Origin of the sequence: Nonomuraea sp. NPDC049269 (assembly GCF_043197155.1) — a bacterium.
Classification (GTDB): Bacteria; Actinomycetota; Actinomycetes; order Streptosporangiales; family Streptosporangiaceae; genus Nonomuraea.
In genome coordinates, this window is the sequence record NZ_JBICSO010000015.1 from 113,877 (window position 1) to 135,930 (window position 22,054).

Here is a 22,054-nt window from a genome sequence, read left to right on the forward strand (position 1 = left end):
GTTCGGGGCGAACCAGCGGGTCTTCACCCAGCCGCGGAGGTGCTGCCGGGCGCCGTGGCGGTCGAGGGCGAACGGGAGCACCGCTTCCGGGGCGATCTGCGCGTCGGCCGTGGTGTCGGCGACCAGGGCGGTGCCGCAGAACTGGCAGAGCTTGGAGATCGCGTCGCTCTCGGTGCGGGCGTGGCAGCCCGGGCAGGCGAACTGGTTCGGGGCCGTCGACCGTACGCGTGGCTTGGCGAGGAAGGCGTCGTAGGAGTGCTCGCGGACGGCGCGGGCGGCGGCGGCCCCTGCTGCGCGGGCTGTTCCGGCTTGAGCGCGGCCGCCATCTGCTGACCCGCGGCGATGCCCATGCCGAGGCCCATCCCCTCGCCGACCCCGCCCGAGTTCTCCAGCGCGTTGGCCGCCTGGAACTTCGCGTACTGCCCCAGATCGCCCAGGATCCCCATCTGCGAGCGCTTGTCCAGCGCCTCCTCCACCTCGGGAGGCAGCGAGATGTTCTCGAAGGTGAAGTTCGGCACCGAGATGCCCACCCCGGCCAGATCCGCCGTGAGCACCTCGGCCAGTTGCCGGCCCATCGCGTGCTGGTTGGCCGCCATGTCCAGCACCGGCACGTTCGCGGTGCTCATGGCGTGGGCCAGCCGGCCGACGATCATCTGGCGGAGGTAGCCCTCCACCTCCTCGGTACGGAACTGGGCATCGGTCCCGGCCAGCTCGCCCCGGATCTTAGCGAAGAGCGCCATTTCTTCCCCGTCTTCCGCTATCTCACACAGGCGGGCAACCGTACCAAAGTCGTTTCGACCGGTCAGCGCCTCTCACACGCGGGTACTGTTGGGCGGCGTGGGTAAGGAACGGGTCGCACAGCTGGAGTACTCCGAGTTCCAGTCGGCGATGCTCGACGAGAAGAAGCGCCGGCGCAAGGCCGCGAAGATCATCGCGGTGGTGGAGCACTTCCACGGCCCGCTCGGCGGGCTGACCGTCGGCGATGTCGGCTGCTCGGCCGGGTTCATCGCCGACGAGCTGGCCGGGGCGGGGGCCAAGCACACGCTGGGCATCGACATCGACGTCCCCGGGCTGCGCAAGGCGGCGGACCGGTTCGGCGAGCGGGTGGCGTTCGTCTGCGGCGACGGCACGGCGCTGCCGTTCCCCGACGGCTCGGTGGACGTGCTGGTGTTCAACCACATCTACGAGCACGTGGTCGACCCCGACGCCGTGGTGGCCGAGATGCACCGCGTGCTGTCCGACGACGGCGTGCTCTACCTGGGGCTGGGCAACCGGCTCGGCGTCATCGAGCCGCACTACAAGCTGCCGTTCCTGTCGTACCTGCCGCCCGCGCTCGCCGACCGCTACGTGCGCGCCTCCGGTCGCGCCGACCACTACTACGAGCGCTTCCGCACCCGGCGCGGGCTGCGCAGGATGCTGCGGGCCTTCCACGTGTGGGACTACACCTTCCCGGTGCTGGCGACGCCGACCCGGTTCGCCGGGTCCGAGCTGTTCCCGGGCGCGCTCGGGCGCGTGGTGCAGGCCGTGCTCGCGCGTACGCCGCGCGCGGTGCTGCGGCTGCTCCTGCCGGTCGTGCCCACGTACCTGTGGGTGGCGACGAAGACTGCCCGGCGCCCGGCCGGCGCCGACCTTCCGCAGCCGCCCGAGCGGGTCCGCCCGCTGTGAGCACCATCAAACCCGGTACGTCAGGCAAGGCGCCCGTCGTGCGGAAGGTCGTGCGGTTCGGGTTCCTGCTGGTCGCCCTCGGGTTCGGCGTGTGGGCCGTGGCGTCGCAGTGGGACGCCGTGGTCGCCGGGTTCGCCCGGCTGAGCTGGCCGCTGCTCGCCGCCTCTCTGATCGGTGTCGTGGGCGCGCTGCTGGGCGCCATGCTGACCTGGCGCACCCTGCTGGCCGACCTGGGTTCGCCGCTGCCCCTTCGCTCCGCGGCCAAGGTGTTCTTCGTCGGCCAGCTCGGCAAGTACATCCCCGGCGCGGTCTGGCCGGTGCTCGCCCAGATGGAGATGGGCCGCGACCTCGGCGTGCCCCGCCCGCGCAGCGCGGCGGCGTTCTTCCTGACGATGCCGATCCAGCTGGCCACCGGCCTGCTCGTCACGCTGGTCACGCTCGGCTGGGACCGGTTCGGCTGGCTGCTGCTCCTCGTCCCCGTGCTGCTGGTGCTGCTGGAGCCCAAGGTGATCAACGGGCTGATCGGGTTCGGCCTGCGCCGGCTCAAGCGCGAGCCGCTCGAACACCCGCTCACCCGGCGCGGCATGCTCACCGCGCTCGGCTGGGCCCTGGCCGGCTGGGTCTGCTACGGACTGCACCTGTACTTCATCGTGCCGCAGGCCGGCCTGCTCTTCGCCATCGGCGCCTTCGCGCTGTCGTGGTGCCTGGGCATCATGTCGGTCGTGGTGCCCGCCGGGGCCGGTGTTCGGGAAGTGGTCATCGTGGGCGTGCTGTCGCCCGTGATGCCCTCGGGCCAGGCCATCGCCGTGGCTCTTTCATCGCGAATCGTCATCGTCATTGGTGACCTGATCTGCGCGGGTATGGCGGGAATCGCGGCTCGGCGCGACTCGGTGTGATTTAGGCCACGATTTGGGGGACGCTGGTCATAAGCTGAACCTAGAGGGGGATGACAAAGTCCCACGTTGATCTTGAGGGGAGAAGATCTTCGTAATGCCTCGTGTGCTCGTCGATGCCGCGGCGGTCCCCGCAGACCGTGGTGCGTTGATCAGATATGTGGACGGGCTCGTCGCCGGGCTCGACCGGGCCGGCGCCGACCTCGCCGTGGTCTGCCAGCGGGCGGACGCCGACCGCTATGGGCGGCTTGCGCCCTCGGCGCGGATCATGCCGGGCCCGGTCGCCATCACCAACCGGGCCGCCAGGCTCGCCTGGGAGCAGAGCGGAGTGCCACTGCTCGCCCGCCAGGCGGGGCGCAGGTCATTCACGCCCCCTACTACTCGATGCCGATCCGCGCGGGCCTGCCCACCGTGGTGACCGTGCACGACGTCACCTGGTTCACCGAGCCCGACCAGCACAGCGCGGTCCGGGCGTCGTTCTTCCGGTCCGCCACCCGCACCTCCGTACGTCACGCCACCCGGGTGATCGTGCCGTCCAAGGCGACGAGGGACGAGCTGATCCGGGTGCTCGCCGCCGATCCGACCCGCATCGACGTCGCCTACCACGGTGTCGACCAGCAGCTCTTCCACCCGCCGGACGAGGTCGAGATGCTCCGCGCGGCCACCAGGTGCGGCCTGCACGGCCAGTCGTACGTGGCCTTCCTGGGCGCGCTCGACCCGCGCAAGAACGTTCCCAACCTCATCCGCGGCTTCGCCATGGCCGTCAAGAGCCTGGACAGGCCGCCCGCGCTGGTGCTCGGCGGCGGGATCCACGAGGACGACGTCGACGCCGCCTGCCGGGAGGTCGAGGCCACGGTCAAGGTGGTGCGGCCGGGTTTCCTGCGCGTTCCGGACCTGCCGGGGTTCCTCGGCGGGGCGGCCGTGGTGGCGTTCCCGTCGCGCGGCGAGGGCTTCGGGCTGCCCGTGCTGGAGGCGATGGCCTGCGGCGCGCCGGTGCTCACCACGCACCGCACCTCGCTGCCCGAGGTGGGCGGCGACGCCGTCGCCTACACCGAGCCCGACGCCGACAGCATCGCCAGCGAGCTGGGCCGGCTGCTCGCCTCCCCCGAACGGCGGCGGCAGCTCCGCGAGGCCGGTCTGGCCAGGGCCCGCGAATTCACCTGGGAGGCGTCCGTGGAAGCGCATCTCAGTTCCTATCAACGCGCAATTGAATAGTCAGATAACCTCACCGAGTGATGGAGAGCTCTTTGCCGGACCTCGAGGCGATCCTCCTGGTCGGGGGGCAGGGCACGCGCCTGCGTCCGCTGACACTGGGCACGCCCAAGCCGCTGTTGCCCACCGCCGGAGTGCCGTTCCTGGCACACCAGCTGGCCCGGGCCCGATCGTTCGGGGTTCGCCGGATCGTCTTCGCGACCTCGTACAAAGCATCCATGTTCGAGCCGGTCTTCGGCGACGGGTCGGCGTTCGGGCTCTCGATCGAATACATGACGGAGGAGACGCCGCTCGGCACCGGCGGGGCGATCCGCAATGCCGCCGAGGCGCTCGGCTCGGGTCCCGACGACCCCGTGCTCATCCTCAACGGCGACATCCTGTCCGGTCACGACATAGGTGACCAGATCCGCACTCACCTGCGGCGATCCGCCGCTGTAACGCTCCATTTGACGGAGGTCGACGATCCGACCCGGTTCGGCTGCGTGCCCACCGACGACGACGGGCGGGTGACGGCCTTCCTGGAGAAGACGCCCAACCCGGTGACCAACCGCATCAACGCGGGCTGTTACGTGTTCACCCGCTCGGTCATCGACCAGATCCCCCGGGGCGAGGTGGTGTCGGTCGAGCGGCAGACCTTCCCGGGGCTCATCGAGTCGGGCGAGCTCGTGCTGGGCTACGCCGACCGCACCTACTGGCTCGACGTCGGCACGCCCGCCGCCTTCGTCCGCGGCTCGCGCGACCTGGTGCTCGGCCGGCTGGCCTCGCCTGCGCTGCCCGGTCCGACGGGCGAATACCTGGTGCTCGACGGCGCGGTGGTCTCTCCCGAGGCCAAGGTGCAGGGCGGCTCCACGGTGGGCGCGCGCGCCGTGGTCGAGGCTGGGGCCTCGGTGATGGGCAGCGTGCTGAGCGACGACTGCGTGATCCACTCGGGCGCGACCGTCACGGACTCGGTGGTGGGCCGGGGGGCGCGGGTGTGCGCGGGCGCGGTGGTGTGCGACGCCGTGATCGGCGACGGCGCGGTGGTGGGCGCGGGCAACGAGCTCCAGGCGGGGGTGCGCATCTGGCCGGGCATCGAGCTCCCTGAGCGCGCGGTCCGCTATTCGAGCGACGTCTGATTTCTGGCGAAAAGCCTTTTGTTCCTGTACGGCAAGCGGTGGGCACCCGCCACCCGCCGTACAGGGCTGGGGGCCTCCAGGAATACGGCCGCTGAGCCCGCACATGGTCGGGCGCCGATACGCGCGCCCGTGACAGGCGGCCACCGGCACCCGAGGCGTATCGGGACCCCCGGCACCCCGAGGCGGATCCGGACGGCGCCTCTTCACGGGCCCCCGGCACCCGGAGGCGGATCCAGACAGCGCCTCATCACAGGCCCACGGCACCCCTAGTCGGAATCGGACGGCAGACTGGTTGGGTGATGGAGCGTTGGTGGGTGCCTGAGGGGGCGCTGGATGTGGGCCTAGTGCTGGGGCCGCACCGGCGTGGTACCGGGGACCCGACCTGGCGGGCCACGCATGACGGCGCCGTCTGGCGTACCTCCCGTACCCCTGATGGGCCTGGCACGCTGCGGGTGAGCGCGCGGACGGGCAGTGTGCGCGGACAGGCTTGGGGGCCGGGGGCCGAGTGGCTTCTTGAGGGGCTGCCCGCGCTGCTCGGGGCCGAGGACGACGCGTCGGGGTTCAGTGTCCGGCACGCCGTGCTGGAGGACGTGGCCAGGAAGCACGCGGGGCTGCGCATCGGCAGGACCGGCCGGGTCATGGAGGCGCTGGTGCCTGCCGTGCTCGAACAGAAGGTCGTCGGGCGTGAGGCCTGGCGGGCCTGGCGGTGGTTGCTGAACCGCTACGGGGAGCCTGCCCCGGGACCCGCGCCCGAAGGGATGCGGGTCGTGCCCGAGGCGAGTGTGTGGCGGGAGGTGCCGTCCTGGCACTGGCATCGGGCCGGTGCCGAGGCGGTACGCGCCAGGACCATCGCCACCGCCGCCTGGCATGCCGACAAGCTGGAGGCCGCCGCCACCAGTGAGGAGCTCGACCGGCTGCTGCGGGCCCTGCCGGGGGTCGGGGTGTGGACGTCGGCGGAGGTTCGTCAGCGGGCCTTCGGCGATCCCGACGCCGTGAGCGTGGGCGACTTCCACCTGGCCAAGCTGGTGGGCTACGCGCTGACCGGCGAGAAGACCGACGATCCGGGCATGATGCGGCTGCTGGAGCCGTACAAGGGGCACCGGCACCGCGCGACGGTCCTGATCTGGCTCACCGGACTGCGTCCGCCGGCGCGCGGTCCGCGAATGCCGGTCCGCGACTACCGGGCCTTCTGACCTGCCCTAGGTGCGGGCCACGAACCCAGCCCACGTAGTGTGCCCGTTATGAGTCTCGTCAGTGAATCCGCACTTCGCCGTGCTCTCGCCAGGGCCCGCGATGGCAAGACCCTCGACGTCGCCGAGGCGACCGTGCTTCTCCACGCCCGCGATGAACACCTTGACACACTGCTCGAACACGCCTCGCGGGTCCGGGATGCCGGATTGACGGCGATAGGCCGGGAGGGGGTCATCACCTACAGCAGGAAGGTGTTCATCCCGCTGACCAGGCTCTGCCGGGACCGTTGTGGTTACTGCACGTTCGCGACCGCGCCGAACAAGTTGCCCGCGCCGTTCCTGAGTCCCGACGAGGTGCTGGAGATCGCCGCGCAGGGGGCGGCGATGGGGTGCAAGGAGGCGCTGTTCACGCTGGGGGACCGTCCCGAGGATCGCTGGCACCAGGCCCGCGAGTGGCTGGACGCGCACGGCTACGACGACACGCTGTCGTACGTACGCGCGATGTCGATCAGGGTCCTGGAGGAGACCGGGCTGCTCCCGCACCTGAACCCCGGCGTGCTGAGCTGGCGCGACCTGCAGCGGCTCAAGCCGGTCGCGCCGTCGATGGGCATGATGCTGGAGACGACCTCGCGGCGGCTGTTCGAGGAGAAGGGGGCGGCCCATTACGGCTCCCCCGACAAGGACCCGGCGGTACGCCTGCGCGTGCTGGAGGACGCGGGCCGCTCGAACGTGCCGTTCACCACCGGGATCCTGATCGGCATCGGCGAGACCATCGAGGACCGGGCCGAGTCGATCTTCGCGATCCGGCGGGTGGCGCGCGAGTACGGCGGTGTCCAGGAGGTCATCGTGCAGAACTTCCGCGCCAAGCCCGACACCGCCATGCGCGGCCTGCCCGACGCCGACCTCCAGGAACTGGCCGCCACGATCGCGGTCGCCCGGCTCGTGCTGGGGCCCCGGGTACGACTGCAAGCGCCGCCCAATCTGGTCGACGCGGAGTACGAGCTGATGATCCGGGCGGGGATCGACGACTGGGGTGGGGTGTCGCCGCTGACGCCCGACCACGTCAACCCGGAACGGCCATGGCCGCAGATCGACGACCTGGCGGCGCGGACCCGGGAGGCGGGGTTCGTGCTGCGGGAGCGGCTGACGATTTATCCGGAATATGTGTTGGCGGGGGAGCCCTGGCTGGATCCTCGGCTGTTCGGGCATGTGGCGGCGCTGGCTGATCCGGTCACCGGGCTGGCTCGGGAGGACGCGGTGCTCCAGGGGCGGCCGTGGCAGGAGCCGGATGGGGGATTCGCGGCTTCCGGGCGGGTGGACCTGCACGTCGAAGTGGACACCTTGGGCCGGACCAATGATCGGCGTGACGACTTCGACAACGTCTATGGCGACTGGGAGGCCCTGCGCGAACGCCTGGACCCCGCCGTACGCATTGCGCCGCCCGCCGCCGACCACCTCCTCGCCGCACCGGTGCCGGGAGAGCGGGCCGCCGTACCGGATCAGGGAGAGCAGACCGTACCCGCTCCCGGCCGGGGAGAGCACGGGAGCCCCGGGCAGGGGGAGCGCGCCGACTCCGGGCGGGCAGATCACGGAGACCCTGGGCAGGCAGAGCGCGCCGCGCGGGCGACTGGGGGACACACGCCCGCTGAAGTGCGGGCGGCGTTGCGGCGGGCGGAGGCGGATCCGGCGGGGTTGAGTGAGGCCGAGGCCGTGGCGTTGCTGTCGGCCGACGGCGAGGCGCTCGACGAGCTGGCCCGCATCGCCGACGACCTGCGCGCGCAGGCGGTCGGCGACGAGGTGACGTACGTCGTCAACAGGAACATCAACTTCACCAACGTCTGCTACACCGGCTGCCGCTTCTGCGCGTTCGCCCAGCGCAGGACCGATGCCGACGCCTACACGCTGAGCCTCGACCAGGTGGCCGACCGCGCCGAGGAGGCGTGGCGGGCCGGGGCGACCGAGGTGTGCATGCAGGGCGGCATCCACCCCGACCTTCCGGGCACCGCCTACTTCGACCTCGCCAGGGCGGTCAAGGCCAGGACACCGGGCATGCATGTGCACGCGTTCTCCCCGATGGAGGTCATCAACGGCGCCAGCCGGACGAACCTTTCCATCGAGGACTGGCTGCACGCGGCCAAGGAGGCGGGGGTCGACTCGCTGCCGGGCACGGCGGCGGAGATCCTCGACGACGACGTCCGCTGGGTGCTCACCAAGGGCAAGCTGCCCACCAGGGAGTGGATCGACGTCATCACCACCGCGCACCGGGTGGGCATCCCGACCACGTCCACGATGATGTACGGCCACGTGGACACCCACGTGCACTGGGTCAGGCACATCAAGCTGATCAGGCGGCTGCAGGAGGAGAGCGGCGGGTTCTCGGAGTTCGTGCTGCTGCCGTTCGTGCACACCAGCTCGCCGATCTACCTGGCGGGCGTCGCCCGGCCGGGACCGACCGCGCAGGAGAACCGGGCCGTGCACGCGCTGGCCAGGATCCTGCTGCACGGCGCCATCTCGAACATCCAGTGCTCCTGGGTCAAGCTCCAGGACGACCTGTGCCACCAGGTGCTCCAGGGCGGGGTGAACGACCTCGGCGGCACGCTGATGGAGGAGACCATCAGCCGCATGGCCGGGTCGGAGAACGGCTCGTACAAGACGATCAGCGAGCTGCGCGCGATGGTCGAGATCACCGGCCGGCCGGTCAGGCAGCGGACGACGGAGTACGGCCACCCGGACGGCGAGCGGCTGGCCGCGTCGGCGGCGAGCGACGGTGTCTGCCAGAGCGTCAGGCGGGTGCTCCCGATGGCTTAGATATAACAAGTTCTACCGACTCTTGCGCCAGTCGTGGGCGGCGCTGGGAGAATCGGCAGTCCCCTGGAGAGAGGTGCACCGTGCGGCTGGGTCGACACCGCGCAGCGCTGCCAGCCGAGCAGCGCCGCAGGAAGGCGCTGCAACGCGGCCTGCTGGCGGGGGCGGCGGCGCTGGCCATCGTCACCGCCACCGTGGTCGTCATCTTCGGCGGAGGTGGCGCGCTGTGCACGACACGAGAGCCTGTTCTGGTCAGCGTGGCCGCCGCGGTGGACGTTGCTCCGGCGGCCATGGAGGCGGCCGGACGCTTCAACGACGAGAAGAACACGGTCGGCAGCCGGTGCGTGCTCGTCCAGGTCACCGAGCAGCCCCCGGCCACCGTGCTGCGCACGCTGATCGGCGACCGGGCGGGGGTGCTGCGCGAGCGCCCCGACGGCTGGATCGCCGACTCCTCCGCCTGGATCCGGCTGGCCCGCAAGCAGGGCGCGAGCGCGTTACCCGCGGGTGAGAGCGTGGTGGCGACGTCGCCGCTGGTGTTCGCCACACGGTCCTCGCTGGCGCAGCGCTTCTCCGTCGGCAAGACCGAGATGAACTGGCGGATGGTCTTCCCCTCGACCGTGCGGGGACGGCTCACGCCCAACGCGAACGAGCCCGACATCGTGCGGGTTCCCGACCCGTCGCTGGCCGGCGCGGGCATCGCCACGGTCGCCGCCGCCAGGGACGTCGTGGGCAACGGGCCCGAGGCCGACAAGGCGCTGACCGCGTTCGTCCGCTGGGCGCAGGCGGGCTCGGCGCCCGACTACCGCTCGATGCTGGCCGCCGTGGACGACCACACGTTCTGGAAGCGGCCGGTGGTCATCGTGCCCGAGCAGTCGGTGTGGACGCACAACCGGCAGCCGTCGGCCGATCCGGTCGTCGCGCTGCGCCCGCGCGAGGGCACGATCAACCTCGACTACCCGTACGTCGTCACCGCCACCGACCCCACGGTCGCCGAGGCCTCGACGCTCTTCGCCGACTGGCTGCGCGGCTCCGAGGCCCAGGATCTCGTACGGCGGGCCGGGTTCCACTCGGGCGACGGCACGCTGGGCCCGGTCTCGCCGGGGCCGGAGATCCCGACGGGCACCCCGAAGACCAGGCCCTCGGTGTCGCCCGAGGACATCGACGAGGCCCTGCGAGCGTGGAGCAGGCTGGCGCCGCCGACGAACATCCTGGTGCTGGCCGACACCTCCAAGCACATGGCCGAGAAGCTGAAGGACACCACCCGGCTGGGCGTCGCGCTGTCCGCGGCCAAGATCGGGTTACAGCTGTTCCCCGACTCCACGCACATGGGGTTGTGGGAGTTCGCCGACGGGCTCGGGCAGGCCAAGGGCTACCAGCCGCGTGTCGGGCTCGGGCCGATCAACCGCCCCGAGACCGGCCAGCTGGTCCGGAGGAGCGTGCTCGACGAGCTCACCACCACGATCACCGCGCATCCCGACCGCGACAGCTCGCTCTATGACGCGATACTCGGCGGCTTCCACGAGGTCGCCGGCCATTATCGCGAGGAGATGAACAACACGCTCCTGGTGATCACCGCGGGCAAGGACGACGGCCGCGGCACCAGGCTGCCGCAGCTGCTCGACAAGCTTCACCAGGAGTGGAACCCCAACAAGCCCATCCAGATCGTCATCATCGCCTTCGGCAATGTGGATCGGGCCAGCCTGTCCGGCATCACGGCCGCCACGAACGGCTCCCTGCACGTCGCCCAGCAGCCCGACGAGATCATCGACGTCTTCCTGGCCGCGCTGGCCCGCCGCCTGTGTCACCCCACCTGCAAGCCGAGCACGTGATGACGTGACGAGGGGGCGCCGGGATCCCCGGCGCCCCCTCGTTCGCACGTGCGCGCAGAGGGCTAGACGCGCTGCCAGAGCGCGGGCACGTTCGGTGGCTCCCAGCCGGGGAGCGAGGTGTGCGCCTGGATGCACTTGTACGACAGCCCGGCGTAGGTGACCAGCGCACCCACCGCGTACGCGACATTCGGCGCCCAGGTGCCGCTCGGCACGGTCGGGGTCGGGGTCGGCGTGGGCGTCGGAGTGGGGGTCGGCGTCGGGGTGGGGGTCGGAGTTCCGCCTCCGCCGCCGCCGAACTTCAGGTCGACGCAGGCGTAGAAGGCGTTGGGCGTGTCGGCGACGTTCCAGATCGCCAGGACCTTCTGCCGGCCGGTGTAGCCGGAGAAGTTCACGGTGTGGGAGAGCGTCGCCGGTGGCTGGGCGCCTCCCTGACTGAAGGAGGCCACCCGGGTGTTGCCGATGTAGTACTCCCAGGTGGTGGTGGCGTGCCTGGCGGTGAGCGTCCAGTTGAAGGTCACCGTGTTGCCGACCGACGTGACGGGCCAGGGCTTGCTCTCGTCGCTGAGCTGGGCGAACCGGGCGACGTTGCCGTGGCAGTTACGCAGCCCCTTCGGCCCCTCCACGCTCTGCGGCTCGTAGATGATCTCGCCGCAGTCGGGCACTTTGCCCTGCGCGCAGAACGCCTGGCGGCTGGGCGGCGAGTTGATGTAGCCGTGCGCCAGGGCCGGCTGGGCGACGAAGACCGTGGCGGCGATCGAGATCACCGCCACGGTGAGTAACGTGAGCATCCTTCGCATGGATTGCTCCTTTACATGGGGGGATGCTCCGAATGTAAAGGAAACTTTATTAACGGTAAATGGTCATTGACTGCCTGTCAGCGCGTCAGGATGAAGTCCTGCGGATCGCGCGGCGGGCGGTCACGGGGCGGGGCCGCGGCGTGGCCCACCGCGACGCAGCCCATCGGGTCCCATGACTCCGGCAGGTCGAGCACCTCGCGCACCACCGGGCGGCAGAACATCGTGGACGACACCCACGCCGAGCCGAGTCCCTCCACGGCGAGCTGGATGAGGAAGTTCTCGACGCCCGCGCCCGTCGCCACGATGAACATCTCGCGCTCGGAGGCGTTGCGCCGGTCGTCACGGTAGGTGTGGGAGCCCTCCATCACCAGGCACGGCACGACCAGATAGGGGGCGTTGCGCAGCACGTCGCCGCGCCTGACCCGCTTGGTGATCGACTGCTCGGTGAACCCGTCGGCCCGCAGGTCGGCGATCCAGGCGTCGCGCATGGCGTCGAGCAGCTTCACCTTCGTCTCCGCCGACTCGACGAGCACGAACCGCCAGGGGGTCGTGTGGTGCGGCGCCGGGGCGGCGATGCCCGCCGCCACCGCCCGCCGTACCGCGTCGGGGTCCACGGGGTCGGCGGAGAACTCCCTGATCGTACGGCGGGCGAACACCACGTCCCGCGAGCCGTAGCGGAACAGGTCCTCGTCGGCCGGACGGACCAGCGCCCGGACACCCGGCCCGTCCTCCTCGGTCACCAGGTGGGACAGGCCACGGACGACGGCCACGGGCACGCCCGCGAGCTTGCCCTTGACCAGCTCGGCGGCGGCGGCGATCTCGTCGATCAGCGCGGTCACGGTGGCGTTGAGGGGATTGCCGTGGGTGTCGGTGCCGCCGCGCAGGTCTTCGAGCGGGGTCACGCCAGCGGCGCCGATGGCCACGTCGGTCAGCCCGTGGCGCCACGGGCGGCCGAACGTGTCGGAGACGATCACGCCCACCCGCGCGCGGGCCGCCAGAGCCGCCCTGATGCGGCGGGCGGAGGCGTCGGAGTCCTCGGGGAGCAGCAGGACCGTGCCGGGGGTGGTGTTGGAGGCGTCGACCCCGGCGGCGGCCATGACGAAGCCGTGGCGGGTCTGCGAGATGACGGTGTCGCCGCGCCTGGCCACGACGCGCTCGGTCTCGTCGGCGATGGCGGCCGCGCGGTCGGGGGCCTGCCGGACGCGGCCCTCGGCCTTGCTCACGATCTTGGAGGTGATGACGAGGATGTCGCCGTCGCGCAGGTCGGCACCGCCGAGAAGGGCCGCGACGTCGTCACCGGGCCGCACCTCGCCGATCCCCTGAACCCCGAACACCTCGACCCGCCCGGGCAGCCGGCTCGCCGAGTCCGCGGGGTCGGTCGAGTTTGTCAGGGTCATCGGGCGAGCTCCAGGGCCAGGTCGAGGGCGGCGCGGGCGATGTCGGCCGTCGCGTCGGCGTCATGCATGATCAGCGGCCGGGCCGTCACCCTGACCCCGTCGAGGGCGACGCCGGAGTCTTCTTCGGCGACCAGCCAGCCGTCGATCAGCTCCGCGCCGTACAGGTCGAGCACCGCCTGGGCGCTCGTCTCGACACCGATCGCGGTCAGGCAGGCGTCGGCCATGCCGCGCACCGGCGCCCCGCCGATGATGGGGGAGACGCCCACCACGGTCTTGGTCAGCAGCGCGTCGCGGATGCCCGGCACCTGCAGGATCGTGCCGATGCTCACCACCGGGTTGGACGGCGGCAGGATCACCACGTCGGCCTCCGCGATGGCCTCCAGCACGCCGGGGGCGGGCTTGGCGGTCTCGACCCCGACCAGTGCGATCGACTCGGCGGGGATGGAGGCGCGCAGTCGTACCCACCACTCCTGGAAGTGGATCGCCCGCCGCCCGCGCTCGTCGGAGACGACCACGTGCGTCTCGCAGCGCTCGTCGCTCATCGGCAGCAGCCGCACGCCCGGCTGCCAGCGCGCGCACAGCGCCTCGGTGATCTGGGAGAGCGGGTAGCCGGCCTCCAGCATCTGGGACCGGACGATATGCGTGGCGAAGTCGCGGTCGCCCAGCCCGAACCACTGCGGCTCGACCCCGTAGGCCGCCAGCTCCTCCTTGACGGTGTGGGACTCCTTGGCGCGGCCCCAGCCCTGCTCCTCGTCGATGCCGCCGCCCAGGGTGTACATGACGGTGTCGAGGTCGGGGCAGACGCGCAGGCCGAACAGGGTGATGTCGTCACCTGTGTTGCCGATGACGGTGATCTGGGCGTCGGGGGCCGTCGCCCGCAGGCCACGCAGGAAGCGGGCGCCGCCGATGCCGCCGGCGAGGGACACGATGTGCATGCGGACCAGTCTTGCACCGGCCTCCGACACGCCTGCCTCGGGAGCGGCCTTTACAACGCTTCGGTCTCCGAAAAACCCAGCAAATAGGGCCTAACTGGGACGTCTAGCACGTAAGAGGTTGCTGGGACCCCCGCCGTGAGAGGCGGCGATGTGGCACACTCCCTTCGGGCTAAAGGGTCCGATGGGGGTACTTGTGAGCAAACTTGACGTCGCCCGGCTGAGGGAGCCGGCCGCCTGGCTCATGCTCGCCGGCGGCGGGCTGAACATCCTCGTGGCCATCGGCAAGGTGCTCGTCAGCTCCTCGGGCTCGCTGTCCGGCGACCTCGCCCTCTCCTTCGCCGACCGCGCCTTCAGCAACTTCGGGAACTTCACCAGCCCTGTCACGACGGCGCTGCTCCTCGGCTCGGTGCTGCTGCTCACGAAGGTCGGTACACCGTCGCCCCAGGCCAAGCCGGTCGCGTTCGGCGCGGCGGCCATGCTCGGCATCGCCACCCTGTTCGGCGCGATCACGCTGGTGCTCGGGCTTTTCGCGGGCAACGGTGCGCGATTGACGGCGGAGTTCGTGCTCAGGGGTGTGCCGGTGCTCGCCCTGACGGGCATCGCGCTGGTCTACCTGCTGCCCCTGGTCCTCCCCGACCGTCCCGCCGTCCAGCCCCAGCAGGGGTACGGCCAGCAGTTCCCCAACGCCCCCTACGGCCAGCAACCCCCCATGCAGCAGCCGTACGGCGAGCAACCGCCTTTCGCCGGGGTTCCGGCGGAGCAGCAGGGTTACGGTCAGCAGCCGCCGAGCTACGGCGGTCAGCCTGAGCAGGTCGGTTACGGTCAGCAGCCGCCGAGTGTCGGCGGTCAGCTGGACGGCCAGGGTGCTCCGGTGGGGCAGCCGGGTTACGGTCAGCAGCCGCCGAGTTATGGTGGCGCGCCCGAGCAGCCCGGTTACGGTCAGCAGCCGCCGAGCTACGGCGGTCAGCCTGAGCAGGTCGGTTACGGCCAGCAGCCGCCGAGTGTCGGTGGTCAGCTGGACGGCCAGGGTGCTCCGGTGGGGCAGCCGGGCTATGGTCAGCAGCCGCCGAGTTATGGTGGCGCGCCTGAGCAGCCCGGTTATGCCCAGCAGCCAGCGCCCACGCCCCAGCCGGCCACCGCTGCGGCCGACCAGAATCACGGCCAGCCAGACCAGGGCTTCCCCCAGCCCGGCTTTGGCGCGACGGATCCGAGCTTCCCGCAGCCCAAGCCCGAGTACCAGCCCGCTCCCTACGTCCCCGCGGACAGCCAGCCGAACGCGTTCGGGCAGCCGTACAACACGCCGGACAACCAGGCGGTCCCGTACATCCCCGCGGACAGCCAGCCCAACGCGTACACCCCGGCGGCGAGCCCACCGAACACCTACGCCCCGGCCGACAATCAGGCGAACAGCTACCAGACCGTCGACAGCCAGCCCAACGCGTACACCCCGGCGGCGAACCCACCGAACCCCTTCGCACCCATCGACAACCAGCCGAACCCATGGGCACCGGCCGACCAGCCCCCGCCCGCGGCGCAGCCCCAGCCCCAGTTCGGCCAGCAGCCCTACGTGCCCAACGCCTTCGACCAGCCGCAGGGCCAGCCCTTCACCGGCTTCTCGGGCCAGGAGTACGCCACCCCGGCCGCCTACCAGGAGCCCGACCCGCCGGTGGACCCGCGTTCCCAGCAACTCCTGGACGCCTACCAGCAGGCCGAGACGTACCAGCACTCGGCGAACAGCGGCGCGCCCGACCTCCGCGTCCCCGACTACGCGAGCCAGCAGCAGGCCACGCCGTATGACGACCCCTTCGGGCACCCCCAGCAGCTCCAGCAGCCGGGCTACCCGCCGCAACCCCCCGCCCACCAGGCCCAGCCCCCCGCCCACCAGGCCCCATACGAGCCACACCAGGCCCAGTACGAGCCCCAGCCGGCCCAGTACGAGCCGCAGCCCTACCAGCCGCACCACCAGGCGGCGGGGTGGAACGAGCCCCCGACCGAGGCGACGGTCCGGCTTGACCAGTCGATGTTCCGGGGCGACGCGCTGGGCGATGGGCCAGGGCAGGGAGACGACCCGATCGACCCCACGGCCATATACGCCCCTAACGAGCCACGCAGGTAAGAGTCCGTTAAAGCACGGCTAGAGAGAAGGTGGGCCACGGGCGGGTGTCTTTCCTGCCCTGGTACGGTTCGGACCGCTGACAGACGTTCCAACACACCAGGCCAGAGCCACGGATCGAGGGCGTAGGCCAGGGTGCGAACATCACATGCCATGCACACCGGGGCGAGATCTGGTCTTTCCCCGGATACCGGCATGCCGCTTGACTCCACGTACGGCACACGCGTGTAATTACAACCATGTTGTTACGCCTTCCTGTGGGTGGGTAGTAAGGAAGGCGTTCCATGGGGGGCTCCATTGCGGGCGGGCGGCAGGGAGGTGTGCAGTGACCGATCTGGTCATCGCACAAGATGAGCTTGACGCTGAAGAACTCGGCTGGCAGGAGCGTGCGTTGTGCGCTCAGACGGATCCGGAGGCGTTCTTCCCGGAGAAAGGCGGCTCCACCCGAGAGGCCAAGAAGGTCTGCCGATCGTGCGAAGTGCGTGCGGAGTGTCTTGAGTACGCACTCGAACACGATGAGCGGTTCGGCATCTGGGGTGGGCTGTCCGAGCGGGAGCGCAGAAGGATCAAGCGAGAGGCCGTTTAGGGATATTAGAGAAGGGTCACGCGGTCTGCCGTGTGACCCTTTCTCGCATGTATGGTGGGCGCGCCTGATCCACTCCCCAGGAGTCACGCCCGATGCGCCGTCACTTCGTCACCGCGATCGTCGTCGCCCACGACGGCGGGCGCTGGCTCGGGGAGACCCTGCAGGCGGTGCTGGGCCAGAGCCGCAGACCGGATCGGCTGGTCGGCGCCGACAACGGCAGCAGGGACGGCTCGGCCGACGTGCTGGTCAAGGCGCTCGGCTCCGGAAACGTACTGAAACTGCCCCGCTCCACCGGGTTCGGCGAGGCGGTCGCCGAGGTGCTCGGCAAGTTACCCGGCAGCGGCCAGGACGAGTGGATCTGGCTGCTCCACGACGACTGCGCCCCTGATCACCGCGCGCTCGAAATGCTGCTGCACGAGGCTCAGCACAGCCCAAAAGCGGCGGGGCTCGGGCCGAAACTCCGCGACTGGCTGGACCGCAGGCGGCTGCTCGAAGTCGGCGTGACCGTCGACCGCACCGGGCGCAGGGACACCGGCCTGGAGCCCCGGGAGTTGGACCAGGGACAGCACGACGGCACCCGCGAGGCGCTGTCGGTCTCCACGGCGGGCATGCTGATCCGCCGCGAGGTGTGGGACGAGGTCGGCGGTCTGGACCCGTTCTTCCCCCTCTTCCGCGACGACCTCGACCTCTGCTGGCGGGTGCGCAACGCCGGGCACCGGGTGCTGGTCGTCACCACGGCGATCGCCTGGCACGCCGAGGCGGCGACCCGCAGACGGCGGCCCATCACGGTCAGCGGTGATCATCCGCGCAGGCTCGACCGGCGGAACGCGATCTTCGTCGTCATGGCGAACCTGCCGTTCCGCGCGCTGCTGGGAGCGCTGATCCGGAACGTCTTCGGCTCGTTCTTCCGCACGCTGCTCTATGTCGTCGGCAAGCAGCCCGCCAACGCGCTGGACGAGATGGTCGCGCTCGGCTCGATCCTGATCCACCCGATCCGGCTGCTCAAGGCCCGCCGCGCCCGCCGCCATGGCCGCAAAAAGGGATATATCCGGATTAAGCGGTTGCTGACGCCGCGAGGCGCGGCCTACCGGCGGCTGGTCGACATGGTCCAGAGCTTCCTCGCCGGAGAGGGACCCGTCGGCTCGGAAGGACGCCACCACTACGCCGCCGGCGACGAGGACGCCGAGGTGATGCCGTCCGACACCGGTGCCGTCAGACGGTTCCTCGGACGCCCGGGCGTGCTGCTCGTCGCCGCGCTCACCCTCGTCACGCTGGTGGCCGAACGCTCCCTGCTGGGCGGCGACCGGCTCGGCGGCGGCGCGCTGGTCCCCGTCACCGGTGACGCGGCCGACCTGTGGCGCTTCTACACCGAGGGCTTCCACGACATCGGCCTCGGTTCGACGGACTGGGCGCCGCCGTACGTCGCGGTGGTCGCCGCCCTGTCCACGCTGGCGTTCGGCAAGACCTGGCTGGCCGTCTCCGTGCTGCTGCTCGGCTCGGTGCCGCTGGGCGGGACCTCCGCCTACCTGGCGACCCGCCGCATCATCCCCGAGGTGCCCGCCCGGGTCTGGCTGGCCGCCACGTACGCGCTGCTGCCGGTCGCGACGGGCGCGATCGCGGCCGGCCGACTCGGCACGGCGGTGGTCTTCGTGCTGCTGCCGGTCTACGCCGCGCTCGCCACGAACCTCCTGTCCGGCGAGCGCCGCCGCGCCCGCCGCGCGGGCTGGGGCCTCGGCCTGCTGCTCGCGGTGGGCACGGCGTTCGTGCCGCTGGTCTACCCGCTGTTCGCGGTGCTCGGCGTGCTCGCCGCCGTGGCCTATGGCGGGGTACGGCGGGACGTGGTGACCTCGATGGCCATCGCCCTGACCGTCCCCGTGGCTCTGCTGTTCCCCTGGCTGGCCGGTCTGGTGCTCGACCCGGGCCGCCTGCTGCTCGAAGCCGGGCTGCACGACGCCGCGCTGTCCGACCAGGGGCTGGCTCCCGAGTCGCTGCTGGCCTTCAGTCCTGGGGGTCCCGGGCTGCCGCCGTTCTGGGTGACCGGCGGGCTGGTCGCCGCCGCGCTGGCCGCGCTGCTCATGCGGGCGCAGCGGATGATCGTCGCGATCGGGTGGGGCGTCGCGGTGTACGGGGTGCTGGTCGCGATCCTGGCCAGCCGCGTCACCGTCGAGGGGGCACGGGCCTGGCCGGGGGTGCCGCTGGCGTTCGCCGCCACCGGGCTGCTCGTGCTCGTGGGGCTGACCGCGCACCGGCTGGCCGAGTCGCGGGCCGCGGGCGGGCCGCGCCGGCTGGGCGCCACGCTGGTCGTGGCGGTCGCGTTCAGCACGCCGGTGCTCGCGGCCGGGTACTGGGTCGCCCAGGGTGTGCCGGGGCCGCTCCAGGGCAGCGCGGCCGACGTCATGCCCGCCATGGCTGCGCTCAAGTCCCAGCACGGCGAGCGCACCCTGGTGATCAGGGGCTCCGGCTTCACCGTGCTGCACGGCCGTACCCCGTTGATCGGCGAGGCGGAGCTGCCCGTCGCGTCGAAGACCCGCGCCCTGGTGGCCACCGCGGCCGAAGGGCTGGCCGGCGGGCGCGGCGGCAAGGACGCGGCCACGCTCGCGCGGAACGGCGTGGCGATGGTCGCGTTGGCGCCGCCCGTCGCGCCCGAACTGGTCAAGGCCCTCGACTCGGAACCGTCGCTGGAACGCGTGAACCTGTCGGACGCGGGCGGGCTGTGGCGGCTCCTGGAGCCGGTGGCCCACGTGCCCGCGCAACCGGAGAGCGCCCTGCACCGCCCCTGGCTCTGGACGCAGGCCGCGCTGGTGCTGCTCGTGGCGGTGCTGGCCGCTCCGGGCAGACGCGAGCCCACCGCCGAACGCGTCGAGGCGCCCGCCCCGGCCGCCCTGGTGAGTGTCTGATGAAGGCGTTCGTGGAGAACAGGTTCGGGCTGTTCCTGCTGGTGGTCGTCGCTCTCGGCGCACTGTACGGCGTCGCGTACGTGACCCGGCCGGCCCCGGCACCGCCCAAGGCCGAGGGGCCGCGCAAGGTGGCCGTGGAGTCGGTGACCGCCGTCTGCCCGGCGACCAAGGGTGAGCGGGTGAGCGTCTACCTGCCGGACACCCTGTCCCACGAGCCCATGAAGGACGCCAAGCCGTACGTGGTGAACGGCTCGGGCGGGCTGGAGGCCGGATACACCACGCGGGTCGCCAAGGGCACCCGGCGCGGGCTCGCCGGGGTGCGCTGCGCCGTGCCGGGAGCCACGACCTGGCTCGTCGGCCCAGGCCCCGCGGAGGCCGACGTCACGCTGCACCTCATGAACGCCGACCGGGCGCCCGCCCTGGCCGACGTCCAGATCTACGCGGCGGAGGGCGCGGTCTCCGCCGACAAGGGCCAGGGCCTGGAGATCCCACCGGGCGGCTACAGCGCGATCGACCTCAAGACGCTCGCACCCTCGGCGAACGTGATGGCCGTCGGCGTCACCGTCCTCACCGGCCGGCTCGCGGTCGCCGCGCAGGCCTCGCTCGGCGGGAACGGCGTCGACTGGCTCCCGGCCGCCGTACCGCCGTCGACCCGCGTCGTGGTCCCCGGCATACCCGGCGGAGGCGGCACCCGGCAACTGCTGGTCGCCGCTCCGGGCGACGCCGACGCGACCGTGGCCATCCAGGCGGTGACCGAGGACGCCGCGTACGCGATGAAGGGCCGCGAGTCCCTCGACGTCCCCGCGGGCAGCGTGGCCGCGCTCGACGTGACCACCGGCATCGGCGGGGAGGCGGCGGCGCTCGTGCTGACGTCGCGGACGCCCGTCGTGGCCGGCGTCGTCGTCACGGGCACGGGTGACAAACCGGATGTGGCGTTCACGGCCGGGACCCCGTCGCTCGACCTGGGCAGTGCGGTGGCGGCCAACGGCGCGGGGTCCCGGCTGGTCCTCACGGCGCCGGGGGCGGCGGGCCGGGTCAGCGTGCGGATCGTGCCGAACCGCGGCCCGGCCGGGCAGCCGTTCGTGGTGGACGTGCCCGCCGGGCGAACCAGGAACGTGCCGCTCAAGGGCAAGGGGGAGTTCGGGGTGGTGGTCACCCCGGTTTCGGGGGAGGTGTACGGGGGGCGGGTGACGGAGGAGCGGCTGAAGAGCGGGCTGCTGATCACCGACCAACCGTTGGCACCCGCCCGGACCTGGACTCTGCTCCCTAAGCTGACGGACACACCAACCGTTGTGGCTCCCCGATAGGGGTGCCGTCCAGGCATATCTGCTGGCCGTCAGGAGTGACCTTCATGCCGAACCGGTCGCGATCGGGCTCGCCCCAGCTCACCCAGCGGAAGTAGGCGTCGGTGACCTCGTCCCACAGGGGCCGGTCGCCGACCTGGTAGACCTCGTACTCCTCGGTGTTGGGCCGCCACTCCGCCACAGCCCAGGAGTATGAGCTGGAGGGGTCGGACACCCACAGCCGGTACATCTCACCGTCCTCGTCCGGTTCCGCGCTGCCGTTCGAGGTCAGGCCGGTCAGTGCCGAGATGGCGAGGTCCGATCCGGGCGGAGCGTAGGCGATCGTGCGGGGGTCGACGCGCGTGGTGAGGTGGTGGCTGTCCTCCGGCCCTCGCGCCGGGCGGTCCTCGACGGGACGCTGGGAGCGCATCATCATGTACGAGGCGAAGCCGGGGAAGAAGCCGTAGGCGGTGCCGTCCGGCGCGACAACGAGCCGCAGGGCGTGGTTGTGGCCGAACCCGGGGCAGTAGGGCAGCACGATCTCCCCACCAGGGCGGCACTGCTCCACCCAGGCGTATGGCACCGTGCGGATGCCACAGGTGACGTGAACCCGATCGAACGGCGCCCGCTCCGGACAGCCGGCCGCGCCGTCGCCGACGATCAGGTGCGGGTGCACGCCGGCCTCGCTCAGGTTCTTGGCCGCCTGCTCCGCCACCACAGGATCGATGTCGATCGAGGTCACGTTCTCCTCGCCGACGAGATAGGACAGCAGGGCGGCGGTCCAGCCGGTGCCCGTGCCGATCTCCAGCACCCGGCGGCCTGGCACGGTGTCCAGGATGTGGAGCAGGTAGGCGACGGTGCTCGGCGCTGAGGCCGAGGAGGAGTAGCCGCCTTCTATGGCTCTGAGGTCGGTGGCTCCATCGTCGAGCTGGGTGACGATGGAGTGAGGCGAGTAGACCGCGTCCCACCAGGCGTCGGGGTCGGCGTCGCGGTCGATGATGTACGCGCTGTCGGGGCTGGTCGGTACAGGGAGCCCGACCGTAGGGATGAACAGGTGACGGGGCACCGCGCGGATCGCCTCTTTGGCGCGTGGTCCGATGTCGTCGAACTCGTCGAGGTGCTCGATCAGGCGCTCGATCCCCTGCGCCGTGTCGTCCACTACTTCTTGCCACCCTTCTTCGGGTCGGCGCTGTGCGCGCCTTTGGCGGTGTGGTTGTGGTCCTCATTGGATCCGGATCCCCGGGCCGCGGTGGATTTCGGATCGAGGTCCACGGCCTTCGGGCTGTCGGGCTTCTCGTGTCTGCCCATGGATGCTCTCCTTCACATCGAATGAACAC

Annotated in this window: 17 protein-coding genes; 11 read left to right on the forward strand and 6 right to left on the reverse strand. The window is 71.3% G+C overall.

Annotation, left to right across the window (positions count from 1 at the left end; all coding sequences use genetic code 11):
* Positions 1-23: 23 nt before the first annotated feature.
* Positions 24-740, reverse strand: coding sequence for an SPFH domain-containing protein (locus ACGFNP_RS57510; protein ID WP_393333146.1), 717 nt, complete (start codon positions 738-740; stop codon positions 24-26).
* 97 nt (positions 741-837) lie between these two features.
* Here ACGFNP_RS57510 and ACGFNP_RS57515 point away from each other — a divergent pair, with 97 nt between their 5' ends.
* The 7 genes from ACGFNP_RS57515 (at position 838) to ACGFNP_RS57545 (ending at position 10,709) form a co-directional block, all read left to right on the forward strand.
* Positions 838-1,665, forward strand: coding sequence for a class I SAM-dependent methyltransferase (locus tag ACGFNP_RS57515; protein WP_358335677.1), 828 nt, complete (start codon positions 838-840; stop codon positions 1,663-1,665).
* 38 nt (positions 1,666-1,703) lie between these two features.
* Positions 1,704-2,561: a lysylphosphatidylglycerol synthase domain-containing protein gene (locus ACGFNP_RS57520; RefSeq protein ID WP_393333149.1), complete on the forward strand. Its 858-nt coding sequence runs from the start codon at positions 1,704-1,706 to the stop codon at positions 2,559-2,561.
* Between the two features lie 72 nt (positions 2,562-2,633).
* Positions 2,634-3,773, forward strand: coding sequence for a glycosyltransferase family 4 protein (locus tag ACGFNP_RS57525; protein WP_393333281.1), 1,140 nt, complete (start codon positions 2,634-2,636; stop codon positions 3,771-3,773).
* A gap of 20 nt (positions 3,774-3,793) precedes the next feature.
* Entirely contained in the window at positions 3,794-4,885 is a 1,092-nt protein-coding gene (locus ACGFNP_RS57530) for an NDP-sugar synthase (RefSeq protein ID WP_219537448.1), read from the forward strand.
* Between the two features lie 299 nt (positions 4,886-5,184).
* Positions 5,185-6,078 (forward strand): DNA-3-methyladenine glycosylase 2 family protein, encoded by an 894-nt coding sequence (locus ACGFNP_RS57535; protein WP_358336088.1) that lies wholly within the window; start codon positions 5,185-5,187, stop codon positions 6,076-6,078.
* Between the two features lie 48 nt (positions 6,079-6,126).
* Entirely contained in the window at positions 6,127-8,883 is a 2,757-nt protein-coding gene (locus tag ACGFNP_RS57540) for a bifunctional FO biosynthesis protein CofGH (RefSeq protein WP_393333152.1), read from the forward strand.
* Positions 8,884-8,963: 80 nt separating this feature from the next.
* On the forward strand, positions 8,964-10,709 hold the full coding sequence (locus ACGFNP_RS57545) for a substrate-binding and VWA domain-containing protein (protein WP_393333155.1): 1,746 nt from the start codon (positions 8,964-8,966) through the stop codon (positions 10,707-10,709).
* 62 nt (positions 10,710-10,771) lie between these two features.
* On the opposite strand, the gene ACGFNP_RS57550 is transcribed toward ACGFNP_RS57545, so the two are convergent.
* The 3 genes from ACGFNP_RS57550 to cofD all read right to left on the reverse strand — a co-directional run bounded on the left by ACGFNP_RS57550 (position 10,772) and on the right by cofD (position 13,838).
* Positions 10,772-11,506 carry a lytic polysaccharide monooxygenase gene (locus tag ACGFNP_RS57550; protein WP_393333158.1) on the reverse strand — a complete coding sequence of 245 codons (735 nt, stop codon included), beginning with the start codon at positions 11,504-11,506 and terminating at the stop codon, positions 10,772-10,774.
* Between the two features lie 77 nt (positions 11,507-11,583).
* Positions 11,584-12,903: a coenzyme F420-0:L-glutamate ligase gene (locus ACGFNP_RS57555; protein WP_393333161.1), complete on the reverse strand. Its 1,320-nt coding sequence runs from the start codon at positions 12,901-12,903 to the stop codon at positions 11,584-11,586.
* Positions 12,900-13,838 (reverse strand): 2-phospho-L-lactate transferase, encoded by a 939-nt coding sequence (gene cofD, locus ACGFNP_RS57560; protein WP_358335697.1) that lies wholly within the window; start codon positions 13,836-13,838, stop codon positions 12,900-12,902. The genes ACGFNP_RS57555 and cofD overlap by 4 nt, the downstream gene beginning before the upstream one ends.
* A 193-nt stretch (positions 13,839-14,031) precedes the next feature.
* Here cofD and ACGFNP_RS57565 point away from each other — a divergent pair, with 193 nt between their 5' ends.
* From ACGFNP_RS57565 to ACGFNP_RS57580, 4 genes are all read left to right on the forward strand, one after another.
* A complete protein-coding gene (locus tag ACGFNP_RS57565) occupies positions 14,032-15,954 on the forward strand; it encodes a hypothetical protein (protein WP_393333165.1) in 1,923 nt (640 codons plus the stop codon).
* Positions 15,955-16,276: 322 nt separating this feature from the next.
* Entirely contained in the window at positions 16,277-16,537 is a 261-nt protein-coding gene (locus tag ACGFNP_RS57570) for a WhiB family transcriptional regulator (protein ID WP_214633495.1), read from the forward strand.
* Positions 16,538-16,629: 92 nt separating this feature from the next.
* Positions 16,630-19,434, forward strand: a complete 2,805-nt coding sequence (locus ACGFNP_RS57575; RefSeq protein WP_393333168.1) for a glycosyltransferase — start codon at positions 16,630-16,632, stop codon at positions 19,432-19,434.
* Positions 19,434-20,741: a DUF5719 family protein gene (locus ACGFNP_RS57580; RefSeq protein WP_393333171.1), complete on the forward strand. Its 1,308-nt coding sequence runs from the start codon at positions 19,434-19,436 to the stop codon at positions 20,739-20,741. Before ACGFNP_RS57575 ends, ACGFNP_RS57580 begins: the two co-directional genes overlap by 1 nt.
* Here ACGFNP_RS57580 and ACGFNP_RS57585 read toward each other — a convergent pair.
* Positions 20,701-21,876, reverse strand: coding sequence for a methyltransferase domain-containing protein (locus ACGFNP_RS57585; protein ID WP_358335712.1), 1,176 nt, complete (start codon positions 21,874-21,876; stop codon positions 20,701-20,703). The genes ACGFNP_RS57580 and ACGFNP_RS57585 overlap by 41 nt on opposite strands.
* Entirely contained in the window at positions 21,876-22,025 is a 150-nt protein-coding gene (locus ACGFNP_RS57590) for a hypothetical protein (RefSeq protein WP_358335715.1), read from the reverse strand. The genes ACGFNP_RS57585 and ACGFNP_RS57590 overlap by 1 nt, the downstream gene beginning before the upstream one ends.
* Positions 22,026-22,054: the final 29 nt, after the last annotated feature.